The following is a 17,023-nucleotide window of genomic DNA, read 5'->3' as shown; positions in this document are numbered from 1 at the left end:
GCGTGCGTGCCGCCATGACGGACCCGGTGGCTTATGCCGCCAGCGTGTCGATCAACGCATTCGTGAAGGCCGGGATGTCATCCGGCTTGCGGCTGGTGATGAGGTTGCCGTCCTTCACCACCTGGCTGTCTTCCCAGCGCGCACCCGCGTTGGAGAGATCCTGCTTGAGCGACGGCCACGAGGTGACCTTCTTGTCCTTCACCAGGCCGGCGTTGATGAGCGTCCACGGACCGTGGCAGATGGCCGCGATCGGCTTGCCCGACTCGGCGAAGGTCTTCACCAGGCCCAGCACCTTCTCGTCGGTACGCAGCTTGTCCGGGTTGATCACGCCACCCGGCAGCACGAGGGCGTCGTAGCCGCTGGCATCGGCCTTGGCAAGTTGGACGTCAACGGGAACCTCTTCGCCCCAATCCTTCCCGCTCCAGCCTTTGATCCGCTGAGCGTCGCCGGGGGCGATCACATCGACCGTCGCGCCCGCTTCTTCCAGCAGGCGCTTGGGCTCGGTCAGTTCCGACTGCTCGAAGCCGTCGGTAGCCAGTACCGCCACGCGGCGGCCCTTAAGTCGATCGTTTGCCATGGGGAATCTCCTCGGGGGAATGTCCGATCGAGGATGGGCGACGGCAGATGAGCGAGATGTCGCATTGCCGTCGCCGCGGCATGGGCAAACGTGAAGACGGGATCAGCCCGCCTTGGCGCGCTTCGGCTTCAACATGGTGCCGATGCACTTGGGCGAGCCGCAGCGGCAGGCCCAGATCTTCTTGAGGCGCGCCGTGTGCTTCATGTCGAGCGTGATGCCGTAGTCGTAGGTGAGCTCTTCGCCCGGCGCGATATCGCGAATGGCTTCGATCAGCACGCGGTCATGCTTGGACGGCTTACCCTCCACGGCTTCCTCGATCAGCGCCTGGCAGTTCGGGTCGCAGCCGTGGTTGATCCAGCGGGCGACGTTGCCATGGCTGTTGCCATCGACGATGTAGCGCTCGTTGAGCGTGAACAGGAAGGTGTGGCCGGTCTCGCCGCCGTCGCCGTAACGCTTGTCGGCCTGCGCGTGCGTGATGCGGTCGCCCTTGTACTCGATGATCTCCTCACCGGCCTTGATCGGTGCGGTGGCGAAAACGCCATTTCCGTGGATGGGCGAACGTCGTGCGGCGATGCGTCGGGTCATGGGTGATCGTGATGATGGAATGATCCGTGATCATGCCTGCTTGCCTGCCGCTTGGGAACCGCGTTTGAAACGCATGGCTCGCGCGTACCGGGCGCCCGGCGCTACCATCGAACGAGTGTTCGACATGCCGGAATCCAACGGAATGACCTCGATCGTCCGCCACCCCCTCGTTCGTGCCGTATTCGTGACCGGCGTTGCCCTGCTCGCGGGCTGCGGGCCGGCCAGGAAAAGCGTGTTCCCGCCGTCGCTGACCCTGCAGGAAGTGTCCGCGAAGCCGGGGGGCACCTGGCACGTGACCCTGCGCGTCCGCAACAACAGCTATGGCGGCATGTCGTTCGACACCTTCCAGGGCACGCTGCGCGTCGGCGATCTCGGCGCCGTGCTGCTCGACGCGAAGATCGACCAGGACATCCCCTCCTTCGCCGCCGACGTTGCCACCATCGACCTGCTGCCCACGGCGGAGATGTCGAAGGCGCTCGCGGCCCTCGCGGCCAAGGGCAGCGCAGGCGCCCTGCCGTACAGCATCGACGGCCATGTGACCGCCACGCCGGAAAAGGAAGACAAGGCCCAGACCTTCCCCGTACACGGCAAGAACTGGCTCTCGCCCGTCCCCGGCATTCCCGACACGTATCGCTCTCCCTGACCTCTCACCGCGCCGTCCCGCGCGACCGCCCCAGGATCTTCCATGACACTCTACAAAGCCCCTCTCGACGACATGCGCTTCGCGCTCTACGACGTCCTCGGCGCCGAAGCCGTGCTCGGCCAGCTCGAAGGCGGCGAAGCGCATACCCGCGACCTGTTCGACGCCGTGCTCGATGAAGCCGCGCGTTTCAACGAACAGGTACTGGCACCGCTGAACGCCTCCGGTGACGCCGAAGGCTGCCATTACGACAAGACCACCGCGGCTGTCACCACGCCGAAGGGCTTCAAGGAGGCCTATCGCCAGTACGTGGATGGCGGTTGGGCGGGGCTTACCGCTCCCGAGCAGTTCGGCGGCCAGGCGTTGCCGGCCGTGCTGGGTGCACTGACCAAGGAAATGATCGACTCCGCCAACCTGGCGTGGGGCATCTACCCGCTGCTGTCGCATGGCGCTACCGATGCGCTGGCGCACCACGGGGACGCGTGGCAGCAGGAAACCTTCTTGAAGCCGCTGGTGGAAGGTCGCTGGACCGGCACCATGTGCCTCACCGAGCCGCAGGCCGGTTCGGACCTCGGCCTGTTGAAGACGCGCGCCGAGCCGAACGCAGATGGCAGCTACCGGGTCACCGGCACCAAGATCTTCATCAGCGCGGGCGAACACGACTTCGCCGAGAACATCGTGCACCTCGTGCTGGCCCGTTTGCCCGACGCACCGGCCGGCAGCCGCGGCATTTCGATGCTGGTGGTGCCCAAGTTCAAGGTGAACAAGGACGGCACGATGGGCGAGCGCAACACCGTCGCCGCAGGCGCCATCGAGCACAAGATGGGTATCAAGGGCTCGGCCACGTGTGTCATGAACTTCGACGAGGCCGAAGGTTGGCTGGTCGGCCCCCCGCACAAGGGGCTGGTCGCCATGTTCACCATGATGAATGCGGCGCGCCTGGCTGTCGGTATTCAGGGGCTGGCCGTCTCCGAGCGTGCCTTGCAGAACAGCTTGAATTACGCGCGCGAGCGCCTGCAGATGCGCGCGCTCTCGGGCCCGAAGCTGCCCGAGAAGCCGGCCGACCCCCTCACCGTGCATCCGGACGTCCGCCGCATGCTGCTCACCCAGCGTGCGTTTGTGGAAGGCGGTCGTGTGCTCGCGGCCTACGCGGCCCTGCAAAGCGACATCGAAGCGCGCGCCACCGATCCGCAGGCGCGCAAGGAAGCCGGTGAACTGCTGTCGTTCCTCATTCCGATCGCGAAGGGCCTGCTTACCGAAGCCGCGCAGGAGTGCACCAAGGAAGCGCTGCAGATCTTCGGCGGCCACGGCTACATCGCCGAACACGGCATGGAGCAGTTCGTCCGCGACGCCCGCATCATCACCTTGTACGAGGGCACCACGCAGATCCAGGCGCTGGATCTGCTCGGTCGCAAGATCATGCAGTTGCAGGGCGCCGGCCTGAAGCATTTCCTCGGCGAGATCTCCGCCTTCTGTCAGGCTCACCAGGCGAACGAAGCGCTCCGCGCGTTCGTGGGACCGCTGGCCGTGGCGGCGAAGACCTGGGGGGATCTCACCCAGGCCATCGCGCAAAGCACGCAGGCCAACCCCGAGGAACTGGGCGCCGCCGCCGTGGATTACCTCTATCTCTCCGGCTATGTCAGCCTGGCGTATGTCTGGGCGAAGAGCGTGCTGGCCGCCGAGGGTTCCTCCCTCTCGGCAGAACGCCGGCAGGCCAAGCGCGACACCGCCAGCTTCTACTTCGCCCGCATCCTGCCGCGCATTCACATGCACAAGGCAGCGATCGAAGCGGGTGTGGCGAGCCTCCCTGAGGTGCTGTAATCGCGAGCGATTCGTGGGGCCGTTTCGGCAGCCATCGGCTACGAAACGGCCCGCGCTCGGATAGGGGCCATCACACTTACGACCTCGCGGGGCTTTCCTCGACATGCCCGAAGGTGTAGAAAAAAGCCTCTGCCCGGAACTGCGACCGAGACGGTGACCGACACGATGAGCGATTCTCCGTTCCTGATCCGTCTCGCCGAGAGCGACGACGACGAGTTCATCCTCGGCCTCATTCCCCGTTTCGTCGACTTCAAGCTGCCCAACGGTCGCACGCGCACCGACTGCTTGAAAGGCATCGAGTCCGACCTGGTCAAGCACCTCGACGAGCAACCGTCGAACAGCTACATCTTCGTCGCCGAGAACGACGAGGGCGAGGCGGTGGGCTTCGTCCACCTGCAGAAGACCAAGGACTTCTTCACTCACCGCGACAATTGCCACATCTCGGACATTGCCGTGGCCGAGCGTTACGAGGGTGCCGGGGTCGGCGCCTTCCTGCTCGATCATGCACAGACGTGGGCCAAGGAGCACCGCTGCCAGTTCGTCACGCTGGCGGTCTTCCCCGGCAACGAGCGCGCGCTGGAGTTGTATCGCAAGCACGGTTTCGACACCGACCTGATGCGCATGGCGAAGCCGGTGCGCTGAGCGCCTCCGCGCTGTAACGAACACTCGGCTCCGCCGCGCCGCGGGCGGTTGCAGGACGCGAGCGCGGCACCGCTTGGACCGGATACATGAGCGCACAGTGGATACCCGTGACCCGCCGACACGTCGTTCTCGCGGGCGATCTCGCCGGCACGGTGGTTTTCGCGGTCGAAGGCGCCATCGCTGCCATTCACGGCGGGCTGGACCTGCTTGGCGTGCTGGTGTTGTCGTTCATTGTCGCGCTGGGCGGCGGCGTGGTCCGCGACGTACTGATCGGCGCCACACCACCCAATGCCATTCGCGACTGGCGTTATCCGACGCTCGCCTTCGCCGCAGGCCTGGTCACCTTTGCGTTCCACGCATCCATGACAGCCGCACCGCCCATGGTGCTACTCACACTCGATGCCGCCGGGCTCGCCATCTTCGCCGCAACGGGCGCGGAAAAAGCATGGGATTACGGGATCACCCCGATCAACGCGATCCTGATGGGCGCCGTGACGGGCTGCGGTGGAGGCGTCATCCGCGATCTGCTGCTCACTCGCACGCCGCTGATCCTGATGGCGGATATCTACGCCACCGCAGCGCTGCTCGGTGCGGCAGTGGTCATCGGATGCCGGAAGTTGCAATGGCCGCCCGCCGTCGCCACGGCGCTGGGTTGCCTGGTGTGCTTCGCCGTCCGCATGGCCGCCGTGGCTTTCGGTTGGCAGTTGCCCCGCGTCGCGTGAGCGAACACGTTGCAACAGAACTAATCGACCAGTTCGATATCCAGACCATGCAACAGCCCGAAGGACTCGCTGCGGGTGAAACGACTGCCACGCACCGGGTTCTCCTGGATATTGATCAGGTAATGCATGGCTTCGCTGAAATCCACGCCGATGAGCTGGGTCTTGTTGAAGAGACTGTCGCGGAAATCGGTATACGTGAAGTTCGACTTAGCAAAGTTTCCTTCACGGAAATCGACGCTGTGCGCTTTGCACTCCTCCAGCACGGTTTCCTGCAGGTCGAGGCCAAAGAAGTTCGAGTAGCTGATGTTCGACTTGCGGAAGGCCAACTTGCCCGGCGCGGCGTAGCGCGGCCACTCCGCGCGGGTCCAGTCGACGCCCAGCAGTTTGCACTCATCGAACGACACCGCCTGGCATTTGCTCGCCGACAAACGCGCATTGCTCAGGTCACATGAGCGAAAGGTGCACTCGATGAACTTGCAGCGATCGAACACGGCTTCCGTCAGCGAGCAGCGTACGAAGGTGCAGGACTCGAACGTTCTCGAAGTGAACGTTTCACCGGCAAGGTCGAGACCTTCGAAGTGCTTCAGGTAGAACTCGGTATCGCTGGGCAGGGATCGTGTCATGGTGGCGTAGGCAAGCGGACGGAGAGAAACCATGGCGGTCGAGCCTTTTAAGGAACGAGCACCGCAGCAGCTATGGAACGCAGCATGATGCGAAGCGGGCGCGATCGCATAGACCCCAAAAGAAAAAGGCTCATCACGGAAGTCCGGGGCGCTGTCTGGATACGTCGGGTCATTCGCCGCTCTCTTGTGCGGAAACTCGCATCGAGGGGACACCGAAGACTCCCACAATGACTCAGGTCGCGTGTCGGGAGAGCCGCAGCGCGGCACAGGCGCCGATGCGAGGCCGAAGGCGAGCCAAACCGACGAAGCGAGTCGTCAACAGCAACGACAAGAAAACTCCACCTTCCCGCCAATGCGCGAACAACCAAAGAAAAAGCCGCCCGAAGGCGGCTTATCGTGTATCACTTGCCGGCGACTCAGGTCGCCGACGGCGTTTCCTTGCGCTCGCGCTCGTCGAGGCGGGCGGCCATGCGGTCGATGTTCGCCAGCGAGACCAGGTGCGCGTAGATCCAGCCGAGGGCACCCTCGCGCAGGAATTCGTGCGCCGTCTTCTCGTCGAGCGCGCGCAGCCGTTCCTCGTTGATCACGAACAGACCGTTGAGGTTGATGCCCTTGCCTTCCTTCTGCAGCGTGATCGTGCGCGGCTCGAGCAGGTTGTGCTCGCGCAGCTTGCCCATGAACCACTGCGTGCGGGCCACGTGGTCCTGGAACTCGCCGAGGAAGTTCACGGCATTGGTGAGAGCCGGCGCATCGGTGCCGTCCTCGTTGAACAGGCGCTCGCCTTCCTCGTTGTTGAAGCCTTCGTAGGCTTCGTCGAGGAACACGGTGAAGTCGTCGCCTTCGGTACCGGCCGGCTTCTCGGCCAGCACGAACGGATAGCGGCGAACGAACGCCGGGATGTAGATGCCCTGCTCCCAGAAGCCGTTCTCACCGACCAGCAGGTTCTCGCCCTGGCGGAGGCCAAGCAACGCCATCGGGCCTGCTTCTTCCAGCGAATTGCCCGCGAAGAGGATCGGGAAATCGCGCGCAGCGGGCGCGAATTCGACGCCGGTCAGCGGCACGGAGTGCGCGGAGGCGGCGAAACGGATGTTGTTCACGGCCTTCAGACGCAGGTCGCGGTGGGCGGTACGGTTCAGGGGAACCGGACGCTCGTAGAAAAGCACTTCTGCCACTGTGTAACCCTCATGGACCCCGCGGACCTGGGAAGCCACCCCGGCCCCCCTTCCAAACCCGCTGGGCTCGAATGCGAATTCCCACTATAGCAGTGGTCGATGACAGGTGAAGCCCCAGGGGGCGGCACCGGGCGCCAGGCACCTTTCCGCATCCGTTTGAACGGCGCGACAGTGGCCCCTTGGACGAACGCTATTCCGTAGCAATAATCGGCTATGCTCGGGCCAGACCCCTCCTGCAGGGGCTGGATCGCCGTGCGATCCGCACGGAGTTCGACTTGCTGGAACGCTCTTTCGCTTATGTGAAGGACGAGACACGATGACGATGGAAGTGCTCCAAGAGGACCTGCCGAGGGTCACCGCGTTACATGCGACGCGGGTGCTTTCCCTCGATGCGGCAGGCCGCATCCTGGACTGGATCAGTTGGCAGGACGCGGTTTGCCTGTATGTGCGCGGCGTGGTGGCCTGGACCCTGGGCGACCCGTGCGTCACTGTCCACGGCGGCATCAGCCGGGCGAGCGGACTGCGCAGCAGCCTGCAATTGCACCCGATCGTGGCCAGCACGGGCCATTGTCGCGAACACGCGATCGACCCGGCCCCGGCCCTGACCAACACCGCTCTGTTCGCTCGCGACCGGCACATCTGCCTTTATTGCGGCCATCAGTACACGCGCCACGAGCTGACCCGCGACCACGTGGTGCCGCTGTCCAAGAAGGGCGCCGACGAGTGGGAGAATGTGGTCAGTGCCTGCCTGGCCTGCAACCTGCGCAAGAGCAACCGGACCCCGCAGCAGGCCAACATGCCCTTGCTGGCCGTGCCCTACCGCCCGAGTTGGGTGGAGCACCTGATCCTGTCCAACCGCAACATCCTCGCCGATCAGATGGAATTCCTGGTGAGCCATCTGCCGCGCGACCGGCGGCCCGGCTAACGGCAAAAAACGTCGCTGCGCCGGGCGCTTGCCGGCGTCTGGCCGCGGCGGCGGCCACGCAGGCCGGGCCGCTGCCCGGCCCTGTCGCTTTATGTTCACCTTTTGTCCCTTGCCCCGCCCCCTCGGGAGGCGAACAATAGGCAGATGAACGACCTCTCCCGTTATCCCTATCTGGCGCAGATCGAGTCGCCGGAGGACCTCCGCCGTTTTTCGACGGATGAACTGCCGGCCATCGCCGACGAGCTGCGCGGCTACCTCATCGAGGCCGTGGCGTCGTCGGGCGGCCATTTCGGCGCCGGGCTGGGAGTGGTCGAGCTGACCGTCGCGCTGCACCACGTGTTCGAGACGCCGCACGACCGCCTGGTGTGGGACGTCGGCCACCAGTGCTATCCGCACAAGATCCTTACCGGTCGACGTGACAGGATCACGACGATCAAGAAGAAGGACGGCCTCGCGCCGTTCCCGCGCCGCGAGGAAAGCAAGTACGACACCTTCGGGGTCGGCCATTCGTCCACATCGATCTCCGCAGCCCTCGGCATGGCCCTCGCGCTGCAACGCCGCGGCGACATGCGCAAGGTGGTAGCCGTGATCGGCGACGGCGCGATGACGGCTGGCATGGCCTTCGAAGCCTTGAACCACGGCGGCGACGTCGAGCCGAACATGCTCGTGATCCTCAACGACAACGGCATGTCGATCAGCGAGAACGTCGGCGCGATGACCAAGATGATGGCCCGCGCCATGGCGAGCCGCACGCTCAACGCCTGGCGCGAGCGCGCCAAGAAGGCGATGCCGCGCGAGTCGTTCGTCGGCCGCTTCTTCAAGCGCTGGGAAGAACACGCCAAGGGCATGTTCGTGCCCTCGACCTTGTTCGAGGAGCTGGGATTCCACTACACCGGCCCCATCGACGGCCACAACATGGCTCAACTGGTGAACGCGCTGGAGACGGTGAAGGCCCTCCCCGGCCCGCAGTTGCTCCACGTAATGACCACCAAGGGCAAGGGCTACGAGCCCGCGGAAAAGGCGCAGATCGAGTACCACGCCGTGGGCCCGTTCGATCCCGTGGCGGGCCTGGTGAAGAAGGGTGCGCCAGCCAAGCCGACCTATACCGACATCTTCAGCGACTGGCTCTGCGACATGGCCGCGACCGACGAGCGCCTGCTGGGCATCACGCCCGCCATGCGCGAAGGTTCGGGCCTGGTCCGTTTCTCCAAGGAATACCCGCAGCGCTATTTCGACGTGGCGATCGCCGAGCAGCATGCGGTGACGCTCGCGGCGGGCATGGCGGTGGAAGGGGCGAAGCCCGTGGTGGCGATCTATTCCACCTTCCTCCAGCGCGCCTACGATCAGGCCATTCACGACGTGGCCCTGCAAAACCTCGACGTGACTTTCGCGATCGACCGCGCGGGTGTGGTCGGTCCGGATGGCGCCACGCACTCGGGCAGCTTCGATCTGTCGTTCATGCGCTGCCTGCCGAACATGGTGATCATGGCGCCGGCCGACGAGAACGAATGCCGGACCATGCTGACTACTGGTTTCCGCTACGAAGGCCCCGCGGCGGTGCGCTATCCCCGCGGCACCGGTCCGGGCGCGAAGCTTGCCGAGACGCTCGAAACCTTCCCGATCGGCAAGGCGGAAGTGCGTCGTCGTGGCCACCACGGCCTGGCGATTCTGTCGTTCGGCACCATGCTCGCGCCGGCTGCCGTCATCGCCGCGGAGGTCGACGCCACATTGGTAAACATGCGCTTCGTGAAGCCGCTGGACGAGGAACTGATCCTCGAACTCGCGCGCACGCACAAGGCCTTCGTCACCATCGAAGACAACGCCATCGCTGGCGGTGCCGGTGCCGGCGTGGCGGAATGCCTCGCCGCCCATGGCGTCACCCTGCCCATCCAGCATCTCGGTCTTCCGGACGTCTATCTGGAACACGGCAGCCGCGAGGAAGTCCTCACCATGGCCGGCCTCGACCTCCCGCAGATCCGCCACGCGATCCGCGTACGGTTCCCGCAGTTCTGCGCGTCGGCGGTGGCTAGCGCGGGGTAATTCGCGCTAGTTCCTCCGCGAAGTAGCACGCGGAGGATGACACGCAGCCGCAGTACCAAGGAGCGGCGGAATACGAGCGCTGCCTTTACTGATCTACTGAGGCCGCCGCACCGGATACGCGGTCACGACTCTCCAGATCTTTTGCTGTGAACTCACTCGTCAGACCCGCCTCGCGAAAAATCTGCCTGACGGCGTCGCCTTGATTCCAACCGTGTTCGACCAGCAACGCGCCACCGGATTTCAAGTGCGCGGTCGCCCCCGCAGCGATGCGACGGATGTCGTCCAGGCCGTCGGCACCGGAGGCCAATGCCGATGCGGGTTCGAAACGAAGATCGCCTTCGCCTAGATGCCGGTCGGCCGCCTCGATATAGGGCGGGTTGCTGACGATAAGGTCGAAGCGACGGTTGCTCAGCGGCGAAAACCAGTCGCCTTGCGCGAACTCGACGCGTTCGAGCCCGAGTCGCTGGGCGTTGCGTCGGGCCACGTCGAGTGCGGCGGCGCTGGCGTCTACAGCGACAACGATGGCATCCGGCCGTTCCTTGGCGATAGCCAACGCGACGGCGCCACTGCCCGTACCGAGATCGACGATGCTACCTCCTGCGGGGAGACGATCAAGTGCGAGCTCTACCAACAGCTCGGTCTCGGGACGCGGGATCAGCGTCGCCGGGGTGACTTCAAGCGTGAGCGACCAGAAGTCGCGCGTGCCGGTGATATAGGCGATGGGTTCACCGGCGGCGCGTCGCCGCACCAGGGCACGGAAACGCTCCACGCTCTCGGCTGCGGGTTCGTCATCCGCATGCGCAAAGAACCACGCGCGATTCACCCCCAACGCGTGCGCCAGCAGCAACTCGGCTTCGAGTCGGTCGCCGAGGGCTTCGGAGGCCTGGCGCAAGATCGTGCGGATATCGGTCATGCCGCCATTCTAGCGATCTGTCCGCCTACAATCGCGCGATGCGCGTACTCGCCCTCTTCCTTGCTGTCCTTTTGCTTGCCGGTTGCCACGCCACCTTCTTCGGCGCCGTCAATGCACGTCAGCCTGCCGCCAACGTGACGGCACATCGCGACGTCCTCTTCGATCCGGAGCACGGTCTGGCTTTGGACGTCTATAGCCCAGCCGACGCATCGCACGCACCAGTCGTTGTCTACTTCTACGGCGGTAGCTGGATGACCGGCAAACGCCAATGGTTCCGCTGGATGGGAGAGGCCTTGGCTGCCCAAGGCGTCGTCGCCGTCATCACCGACGTTCGTCCCTGGCCGAAGGCACGCATGGACGGCTTTCTCGGCGATGGCGCACGGGCTGTGCGTTGGGCACGCGATCACGCCAGCGCGTTCGGCGGCGATCCCGAGCACCTCTTCGTGATGGGACATTCGTCCGGCGGGCAGATCGCGGCCATGCTGGCGACCGACAAACAATGGTTGGCCTCGGTAGGCATGAATCCACGTGACCTCGCCGGCCTGATCGGCGTGGCCGGCACGTACGATTTCGTTCCGTTCGACGAGCCGGAGTTCTACGACATCTTCGGCCATACCCCGACCGAACAGGCCGCTTCGCAACCGATCAACTTCGTGGATGGCGACGAACCGCCCGCCCTGCTGCTTCAAGGCGAGAACGACACGATCGTCTCGCCCGCGGAAGCCGTTTCTTTCGAAGGAAGGTATCGCTCACAAGGCGAGCCGGTGACGTTGAAGCTCTACCCCCACGTCGGCCATGAAACGCTGCTTCTTGCGTTCGGCCCGTTAAAGTCCAAAGCATCCGTCCTGGCCGACACGATGGACTTCATCCATCGCTACGCAACAGCGGCTCCCCGGTGACGCTATCGATGCGCGCGGATACCTATCGATCCGCGCGCACGTGGATCAACGCACGTGTCACGCCACGATCGACACATGCACCGATCGGTCCTCCATCAGCTTCATTCGCTGCAGCAGGCCTTCGTAGAAGGCTGCGTGGAAGTCAAAACCGTGTGCCTTGTCGAAATCGCGGATGCTCTCGATTTCCGCTCGCAGGTTGAATGGCGTATCGAAATTTTCCTGGTACCACGCGGACGGCATACACAAAGCGAGGGCGTGGGCGTCGTCGGGGTCGATTTCGCCGCGAGACATAAGATCGTCGACGTACTCGGATACTTGCCTCGCAGTAACGTTCGAAAAGTCGATGCGAGCAATCTGAGGCTTTTCCACGGAGCCGATCTGCGTCACGGGCTCCTGTGACGTAGCCCGGCTGTGTACCGATGGAGATAGTCGCTGAAGGAGCGAGCTCGTGATCTGCATATCTGTGCCTCCGAATGGAGCGCAGACAAAAACAAAATCGCGAGGTGTTGATAACCCCTCCAGCACCACACGAGCGTTCCGCCTTCCAGCATTACCGAACACCCTTACGTCGAAAGCGTGGGTAGGGTTGATCTCACTGATTCTTGAGCACAGTACTTATGCAGTGTTGAGACGTACCCGCTGGCTGAATCGCAATCAACACCCGATGCTGCCCAACGGTCATTTCGACCAAGGGAGGAACACATGAAATTATTCTTGACGGCCGCGGCAACATTGGCTTGCTCACTGATGGGCAGTGACTGCCTGGCAAACAACCTTTCGAATGTGCAGGTTGTAGCCGTCGAGTCGCCAAATGGGGGAAGAGAATATTTGTCGCCATGGTCTTCATCGACAGCGCGTGATCACGGCGGCGGATGGATCAAGGTCACCGTCGAGGAAATCGGATACGGGAACAACCAACGGGCCACACTTCTGGGTTATTCACTGAGGGAAACGGACACCCAACGGCTTTGCAACGTGGGCGGTTACGCAGGCCTGTGCCGGCGAGGAGGGTCGATCATCGGATACCGGCGGACCTGGGAGGTTCGAGGTCTGGACGGCGGGAATTTCGAGTACATGGTGATCCCGAACGGCATCGGTCCCACGAGACGAGTCCACCTAACGATTCGCTGATCCTCGCGTTCAACAAAAAGGCCGGGTGATCGCTCGTCCGGTCTTTTGCTTTTCGACATGACGAGTTTCATCCATCAATGCACGGCGCCGAGTGAGCGTTACGCCCTCGTGATATGCGGAACACCTCTTACATCCAGGCACGGGCAAGGTTTACCTCACGCATGCTCAAGCAAAGCACCGACGCAAGTGTTGAGAGCCTACCGCTGGTTGGCTTCCCGCCCACCCCTGATGATTCGCGCCGGGCATCTCGACCCATGGAGAAACACATGAAATCGTTCTTGATCGCAGCGGCCGCGTTGACTTGCTCGCTGGTGGGCAGCGACTGCCTGGCAGGCGATCTTCGGGCCATGTCGGTCGTCGAAGTCAGGTCGGCGCAGGGCCCTATTGAAGCCATCGGCCGGGATCTTCGATCGACGAGGCATGACCACGGCGGCGGCTGGATCATCGTCACCACCGATGAGTTCTTTGCCTTGGACCATCGGAGGGCCACGCTCAATGGTCTCCCGATGGAGGAGATGCGTGCGGCACCGCTTTGCGGCACGGAGCGAGAAGTCTGGGAGTGCCCCGCCGGAGCAAGGCCCATTGGGCATCGGAGAGTCTGGTGGACTCAAGGCGTGGAAGGCGGCACCTTTGAATACAGCGCGAGGCAGCCCGGCCTTCGGCTCAACGCAGTGACACGCCTCACCATTCGATAACCAAGGCATTTAGCGCGAAGGCCGGACGATCGCTCGTTCGGCCTTCTGCTTTTTCTGCACTGCCGATGCGAGACGGGCGCATCGTTAGACGCGCCAGCTCGCTAGCGCGCCTTCATGGCATCGCGCCCTTCCGCGTTGCCGCCTCGTGCGCTGTCGAGTATCTCGGGATAGGGATAGTTGAGGCCCAGCAACTGGCGCAGGTCGGCGCTGGCCTGCCTGACGAACTCCGCTGGCAGAGCCGCGGGCATGTTCTCCATCGGCTTGACGAACTTTGGCAGGTACTGGGTGATGATCGCCGAGCGATCCACGCTGCTGCGATTGGGCATGGCGCAGTGCCATACCGCCCCGAAGAAGACGATCGTATCGCCAGGCTCGCCGAGCATGCGTTCGCAGCGATCGAAGAAGCGATCGCTCTCGTCCGGGTAGCGCAGCTCGCGCTGGCTCCCAGGTACATATGCCGTGGCACCGGTTTCCTCGGTGAAGGGATCGAGCATGATCGTCGCCTGCGCATTCAACGGAAAGCTCGCATTGATCCGCGCGGGGTGCGTCGACGGCGAATGAAAATCCCAATAGGGATAATCGATATGCGGTTCCTGGCCCGGCCCGCCGGGAAGGATGCGGTTGGCGGCGATGGAGCCCATGATGAACTCGCTTCCGATGAAGGCACGCATCACCGTCATGAGCACCGGATGCGCGGCCATCCGCGAAAAGATGTCGCCCTTGGCGAGCAGGTTCCACACGCGGCGTTGCAGGGCTATCCGGCCGCTGCGCTCGGCGTCACCCTGGAAATGCGTGACCTTGCCGCCCGCAGCGTCTTCATCGGATTCGCGCATGACGATCTGGCGCGCCTCGGCGATTTCTGCCGGCGTGAAGAGGCCCCGCAGTGTCACCGCGCCGACGCCGTCGAGGAGTTCCCGCACGATGGCGTCGGTGTCCAGGTTGTCCGGGGTGTAGACGGGAATGGCGACCGTATGCGGACGCTCGAACGGTACAGCCTGGGTGCGCGTATTCATGCGGACTCCTGCCGGGGGACGGCGCAAAGAGAGGCGACGGTGCTTGCACGACCACGCTAGGCCGATTTGCAAGCGCTTGCAAACTGCGCCGCAACATACGTAGAGTCGGCTCACCCCACGCAGAGCCGTCCTGATGAAGCAGCTACGCATCGGCCTTATCGGCGCCGGCTATATGGGCAAGGCGCATACGATCGCGTACCAGAGTGTGGGAGCGATCTTCGAAATGACCTGTCGGCCTGCATGCGAGATGATCGCGACCTCGCACCACGACGGTGCCGCCGACGTCGCGAGACGCTGGGGATGGGCGCGTTCCACAGGGGACTGGCGCGAACTGGTCGATGACCCGGGGGTCGACCTCGTCGTCATCGCATCGCCGCCCCGCACGCATCTGCCCATGGTGATCGCCTGCGTCGGTGCGCGGAAACCCGTCTTTTGCGAGAAACCCCTTGGAACGAACGCCGCCGAATCGCTCGCCATGACCGAAGCGGTGGAGCAGGCCCGCGTACCCAATATGGTCGGGTTCAACTACATCCGCACGCCGGCCAGCCAGCTCGCACGCCAGATCGTGGCCTCGGGAGAGATCGGCGAGGTGATACAGGTGACCGCCGAACACGTCGAGGATTATCTCCACGATCCCACCCTTCCTTCGTCATGGCGTACTCGTGTTGCGACCGGTACCGAAGCGGGCGCCCTGGGCGACGTCGCCAGCCACATCATCAACGCGTGCCTCCGACTGGCAGGACCGATCGAGAGCCTGGTGGCGGACACGACAATCGTGCAGACGCATCGCGACGGGCCGCATGGTCTGGAGGCCGTCGAGAACGACGATCAGGGCCAGATGCTGCTGCGCTTCGCCAACGGAGCCACCGGCAGCATCAGTTTCAGCCGCATGGCCGCGGGTCGGAAGATGGGCTACACCTACCGCATCACGGGCACGCGCGGGGCGATCTTCTTCGATCAGGAAGACCAGAACGCCCTGTGGCTTTATGACGCTTCCCGCGAACCCGCGCGGAGAGGCTTCCAGAAATTGCTGATGGGCCCCGCGCATCCGGATTACCTTGCCTTCAACCAGGGTGTCGGACACGGCACCGGCTACAACGAACAGATCGCGATCGAGGCACGCGATTTCCTGCATGCGGTGACGACCGGCGAAGCGGTCTGGCCGACCTTCCGCGACGGATACGAAGTGGACAAGGTGATCGCCGCCGCGCTGGTGTCGAACCGCGACAGATGCTGGGTAACGGTGTAACGGTCAGCGCTTAGCGAAGGCTGCCGCGCACGACGAGTTCGCAGGGAAAGAGCCGGCTACGCGGTATGGCCGCAGGGTCGTTCATCCACACGACGATGCGCTCGATGGCGTAGAGAACCATGTCGCGTATCGGCTGGCGCATTGTCGTCAGCGAATAGGACGACCATGACGCGAGCGGCATGTCGTCGAAACCGACGATGCTCACCGCCCCGGGCACCGCCACGCCCCTCTCTCGGCAGGCGTCCATGGCACCGAGCGCCAGCACGTCGTCGCCACAGAACACACCGTCGATCGTGTCGTCCCGGTCGAGCAACGTGTGCATGGCAAGCCGGCCGTGCTCGTGCGTGTAGTTGCCGGCATGCAGGGTCTCGCGGAGCAACCTGCCGGCCGTCTCCGCGAATCCCCTGCCGCGATCGATGGTGGCAGCGTCGTGTGCTGAACCTCCGAGAAAGGCCAGCCTGCGCAGTCCGCGGCGGCGCATGGCCTCCGCTACCCGTTGTCCCGCGGCAACGTTGTCGACCGTTGCCACGGGCAACGGCGAGGCACGCCCTGCCCGACCGAACACGTGCATCGCTGGCAGGCCCGCCGCGCGGCACGACGCGCCGAATCCAGCCGGCGGTGCCGAGGTAGCGATCAGTACGGCATCGACGTTGTACTGGCGCAGCATGTCCAGAGCCGCGCTGCCGTCCTCGTCCTCACCGAGGTTTGCGAGCAGCGGACGCAAGCCACGAGCCTGCAACTCGCGCGTAAAGAGGTCGAAGACCTCCATGAAGGCGGGGTTGGCGAAGTGATTGGAGACCAGCCCGACGAGCTGCGTGCGCCCGGTCATGAGGCTGCGGGCCAACTGGTTCGGACGATAGCCCAGAGCGTTCGCGGCAAGCAGGACACGATCGCGGGTTCGCGCGGAAACGCTCGCACCCTCGGTAAAGGTGCGCGATACCGCTGAAATCGACACGCCGGCCGCCTCGGCAACCTCGCGTGCGGTGACGCGCGGGACAGTACCTGGCGATGTGGGCCGCGAGCTCATGCCGACTAGGTTAGCGCAGCGCGATCCTCCCGTATCGAAAGCCCGGCTGCCAAGCAGCGAACCCGTTGCAACGAAGGACAAGCTCGCCGTTACGCGCACCCGACGTGAGCGAATTTGAGTTGAGCGCACAAAAAAAGGTTCATCGCGGAAGTCCGGGGCGCTGTCTGGATACATTGGTTCAATCGCCGCAGCGTGACTGCATGTGCCCAGCGGCTGGAGCTACCGCTAGCGCGTACGACGAGGCCAGAGCCTTCGATGTCCCCCTCGCTGCTCAGACAGGTCCTCCGCGTTCGAAAAGGATGGCCGCGGGCGCGGCCCATGTACCTAGTGGCCTTCGGCCGCTCTCTTG

General features: G+C 64.1%; 18 protein-coding genes. 10 read left to right on the top strand and 8 right to left on the bottom strand.

The features are described 5' to 3' along the window. Window positions 1–31: 31 nt before the first annotated feature. Both IM816_RS03240 and IM816_RS03235 read right to left on the bottom strand, forming a co-directional pair. Window positions 32–577: a type 1 glutamine amidotransferase domain-containing protein gene (locus IM816_RS03240; protein ID WP_072322680.1), complete on the bottom strand. Its 546-nt coding sequence runs from the start codon at window positions 575–577 to the stop codon at window positions 32–34. Window positions 578–679: 102 nt separating this feature from the next. Further along, the gene (locus tag IM816_RS03235; protein ID WP_250339777.1) at window positions 680–1,162 is read right to left on the bottom strand and encodes an SET domain-containing protein; all 483 of its coding nucleotides are present in this window, start codon (window positions 1,160–1,162) and stop codon (window positions 680–682) included. A gap of 142 nt (window positions 1,163–1,304) precedes the next feature. Between IM816_RS03235 and IM816_RS03230 the strand changes: the two genes are divergently transcribed. From IM816_RS03230 to IM816_RS03215, 4 genes are all read left to right on the top strand, one after another. Then, window positions 1,305–1,805 (top strand): hypothetical protein, encoded by a 501-nt coding sequence (locus tag IM816_RS03230; protein WP_250339776.1) that lies wholly within the window; start codon window positions 1,305–1,307, stop codon window positions 1,803–1,805. Between the two features lie 42 nt (window positions 1,806–1,847). Continuing rightward, complete coding sequence (locus IM816_RS03225) at window positions 1,848–3,623, top strand: acyl-CoA dehydrogenase C-terminal domain-containing protein (RefSeq protein ID WP_250339775.1); 1,776 nt, start codon at window positions 1,848–1,850, stop codon at window positions 3,621–3,623. Between the two features lie 165 nt (window positions 3,624–3,788). Then, window positions 3,789–4,265, top strand: a complete 477-nt coding sequence (locus IM816_RS03220; RefSeq protein WP_072322677.1) for a GNAT family N-acetyltransferase — start codon at window positions 3,789–3,791, stop codon at window positions 4,263–4,265. An 86-nt stretch (window positions 4,266–4,351) separates the two neighbouring features. Further along, entirely contained in the window at window positions 4,352–4,987 is a 636-nt protein-coding gene (locus tag IM816_RS03215; RefSeq protein WP_250339774.1) for a trimeric intracellular cation channel family protein, read from the top strand. Between the two features lie 20 nt (window positions 4,988–5,007). Here IM816_RS03215 and IM816_RS03210 read toward each other — a convergent pair whose 3' ends face one another. Together IM816_RS03210 and IM816_RS03205 are read right to left on the bottom strand one after the other, a co-directional pair. After that, a complete protein-coding gene (locus IM816_RS03210) occupies window positions 5,008–5,643 on the bottom strand; it encodes a pentapeptide repeat-containing protein (RefSeq protein ID WP_250339773.1) in 636 nt (211 codons plus the stop codon). A gap of 383 nt (window positions 5,644–6,026) precedes the next feature. After that, window positions 6,027–6,782, bottom strand: a complete 756-nt coding sequence (locus IM816_RS03205; RefSeq protein ID WP_250339772.1) for a SapC family protein — start codon at window positions 6,780–6,782, stop codon at window positions 6,027–6,029. Window positions 6,783–7,098: 316 nt separating this feature from the next. Here IM816_RS03205 and IM816_RS03200 point away from each other — a divergent pair, with 316 nt between their 5' ends. Beyond that, window positions 7,099–7,707 carry an HNH endonuclease gene (locus IM816_RS03200; RefSeq protein ID WP_072322674.1) on the top strand — a complete coding sequence of 203 codons (609 nt, stop codon included), beginning with the start codon at window positions 7,099–7,101 and terminating at the stop codon, window positions 7,705–7,707. Between the two features lie 144 nt (window positions 7,708–7,851). Further along, window positions 7,852–9,747 carry a 1-deoxy-D-xylulose-5-phosphate synthase gene (gene dxs / locus IM816_RS03195; RefSeq protein ID WP_250339771.1) on the top strand — a complete coding sequence of 632 codons (1,896 nt, stop codon included), beginning with the start codon at window positions 7,852–7,854 and terminating at the stop codon, window positions 9,745–9,747. An 85-nt stretch (window positions 9,748–9,832) separates the two neighbouring features. Here dxs and prmC read toward each other — a convergent pair whose 3' ends face one another. Next, on the bottom strand, window positions 9,833–10,660 hold the full coding sequence (gene prmC, locus IM816_RS03190) for a peptide chain release factor N(5)-glutamine methyltransferase (RefSeq protein ID WP_250339770.1): 828 nt from the start codon (window positions 10,658–10,660) through the stop codon (window positions 9,833–9,835). A 38-nt stretch (window positions 10,661–10,698) separates the two neighbouring features. On the opposite strand from prmC, the gene IM816_RS03185 reads away from it, so the two are divergent. After that, window positions 10,699–11,559, top strand: coding sequence for an alpha/beta hydrolase (locus IM816_RS03185; protein ID WP_250339769.1), 861 nt, complete (start codon window positions 10,699–10,701; stop codon window positions 11,557–11,559). Between the two features lie 57 nt (window positions 11,560–11,616). Here the strand turns inward: IM816_RS03185 and IM816_RS03180 are convergent, their stop codons facing one another. Then, a complete protein-coding gene (locus IM816_RS03180) occupies window positions 11,617–11,946 on the bottom strand; it encodes a hypothetical protein (protein ID WP_250339768.1) in 330 nt (109 codons plus the stop codon). 315 nt (window positions 11,947–12,261) lie between these two features. Between IM816_RS03180 and IM816_RS03175 the strand changes: the two genes are divergently transcribed. Both IM816_RS03175 and IM816_RS03170 read left to right on the top strand, forming a co-directional pair. Next, window positions 12,262–12,690, top strand: coding sequence for a DUF4879 domain-containing protein (locus IM816_RS03175; protein WP_250339767.1), 429 nt, complete (start codon window positions 12,262–12,264; stop codon window positions 12,688–12,690). Between the two features lie 266 nt (window positions 12,691–12,956). Then, entirely contained in the window at window positions 12,957–13,385 is a 429-nt protein-coding gene (locus tag IM816_RS03170) for a DUF4879 domain-containing protein (RefSeq protein WP_250339766.1), read from the top strand. 101 nt (window positions 13,386–13,486) lie between these two features. Here IM816_RS03170 and IM816_RS03165 read toward each other — a convergent pair whose 3' ends face one another. Then, window positions 13,487–14,398 (bottom strand): phytanoyl-CoA dioxygenase family protein, encoded by a 912-nt coding sequence (locus IM816_RS03165; RefSeq protein ID WP_250339765.1) that lies wholly within the window; start codon window positions 14,396–14,398, stop codon window positions 13,487–13,489. 133 nt (window positions 14,399–14,531) lie between these two features. Between IM816_RS03165 and IM816_RS03160 the strand changes: the two genes are divergently transcribed. Continuing rightward, window positions 14,532–15,647 (top strand): Gfo/Idh/MocA family protein, encoded by a 1,116-nt coding sequence (locus tag IM816_RS03160; protein WP_250339764.1) that lies wholly within the window; start codon window positions 14,532–14,534, stop codon window positions 15,645–15,647. A gap of 10 nt (window positions 15,648–15,657) precedes the next feature. On the opposite strand, the gene IM816_RS03155 is transcribed toward IM816_RS03160, so the two are convergent. Beyond that, on the bottom strand, window positions 15,658–16,674 hold the full coding sequence (locus IM816_RS03155; protein ID WP_256470236.1) for a LacI family DNA-binding transcriptional regulator: 1,017 nt from the start codon (window positions 16,672–16,674) through the stop codon (window positions 15,658–15,660). Between the last annotated feature and the right edge of the window lie 349 nt (window positions 16,675–17,023).

The organism is Luteibacter flocculans, from assembly GCF_023612255.1.
Taxonomy (GTDB): domain Bacteria; phylum Pseudomonadota; class Gammaproteobacteria; order Xanthomonadales; family Rhodanobacteraceae; genus Luteibacter; species Luteibacter flocculans.
The sequence above is the reverse complement of the archived record's forward strand: the minus strand, read 5'-3'. Positions and strand labels throughout refer to the sequence as shown.

What these genes read in the sequence shown, in the direction of transcription:
- IM816_RS03240 (WP_072322680.1), bottom strand. Translation starts at nt 577, where the DNA reads ATGGCAAACGATCGACTTAAGGGCCGCCGCGTGGCGGTACTGGCTACC.
- IM816_RS03235 (WP_250339777.1), bottom strand. Translation starts at nt 1,162, where the DNA reads ATGACCCGACGCATCGCCGCACGACGTTCGCCCATCCACGGAAATGGC.
- IM816_RS03230 (WP_250339776.1), top strand. Translation starts at nt 1,305, where the DNA reads ATGACCTCGATCGTCCGCCACCCCCTCGTTCGTGCCGTATTCGTGACC.
- IM816_RS03225 (WP_250339775.1), top strand. Translation starts at nt 1,848, where the DNA reads ATGACACTCTACAAAGCCCCTCTCGACGACATGCGCTTCGCGCTCTAC.
- IM816_RS03220 (WP_072322677.1), top strand. Translation starts at nt 3,789, where the DNA reads ATGAGCGATTCTCCGTTCCTGATCCGTCTCGCCGAGAGCGACGACGAC.
- IM816_RS03215 (WP_250339774.1), top strand. Translation starts at nt 4,352, where the DNA reads ATGAGCGCACAGTGGATACCCGTGACCCGCCGACACGTCGTTCTCGCG.
- IM816_RS03210 (WP_250339773.1), bottom strand. Translation starts at nt 5,643, where the DNA reads ATGGTTTCTCTCCGTCCGCTTGCCTACGCCACCATGACACGATCCCTG.
- IM816_RS03200 (WP_072322674.1), top strand. Translation starts at nt 7,099, where the DNA reads ATGACGATGGAAGTGCTCCAAGAGGACCTGCCGAGGGTCACCGCGTTA.
- dxs (WP_250339771.1), top strand. Translation starts at nt 7,852, where the DNA reads ATGAACGACCTCTCCCGTTATCCCTATCTGGCGCAGATCGAGTCGCCG.
- prmC (WP_250339770.1), bottom strand. Translation starts at nt 10,660, where the DNA reads ATGACCGATATCCGCACGATCTTGCGCCAGGCCTCCGAAGCCCTCGGC.
- IM816_RS03185 (WP_250339769.1), top strand. Translation starts at nt 10,699, where the DNA reads ATGCGCGTACTCGCCCTCTTCCTTGCTGTCCTTTTGCTTGCCGGTTGC.
- IM816_RS03175 (WP_250339767.1), top strand. Translation starts at nt 12,262, where the DNA reads ATGAAATTATTCTTGACGGCCGCGGCAACATTGGCTTGCTCACTGATG.
- IM816_RS03170 (WP_250339766.1), top strand. Translation starts at nt 12,957, where the DNA reads ATGAAATCGTTCTTGATCGCAGCGGCCGCGTTGACTTGCTCGCTGGTG.
- IM816_RS03165 (WP_250339765.1), bottom strand. Translation starts at nt 14,398, where the DNA reads ATGAATACGCGCACCCAGGCTGTACCGTTCGAGCGTCCGCATACGGTC.
- IM816_RS03160 (WP_250339764.1), top strand. Translation starts at nt 14,532, where the DNA reads ATGAAGCAGCTACGCATCGGCCTTATCGGCGCCGGCTATATGGGCAAG.
- IM816_RS03155 (WP_256470236.1), bottom strand. Translation starts at nt 16,674, where the DNA reads ATGAGCTCGCGGCCCACATCGCCAGGTACTGTCCCGCGCGTCACCGCA.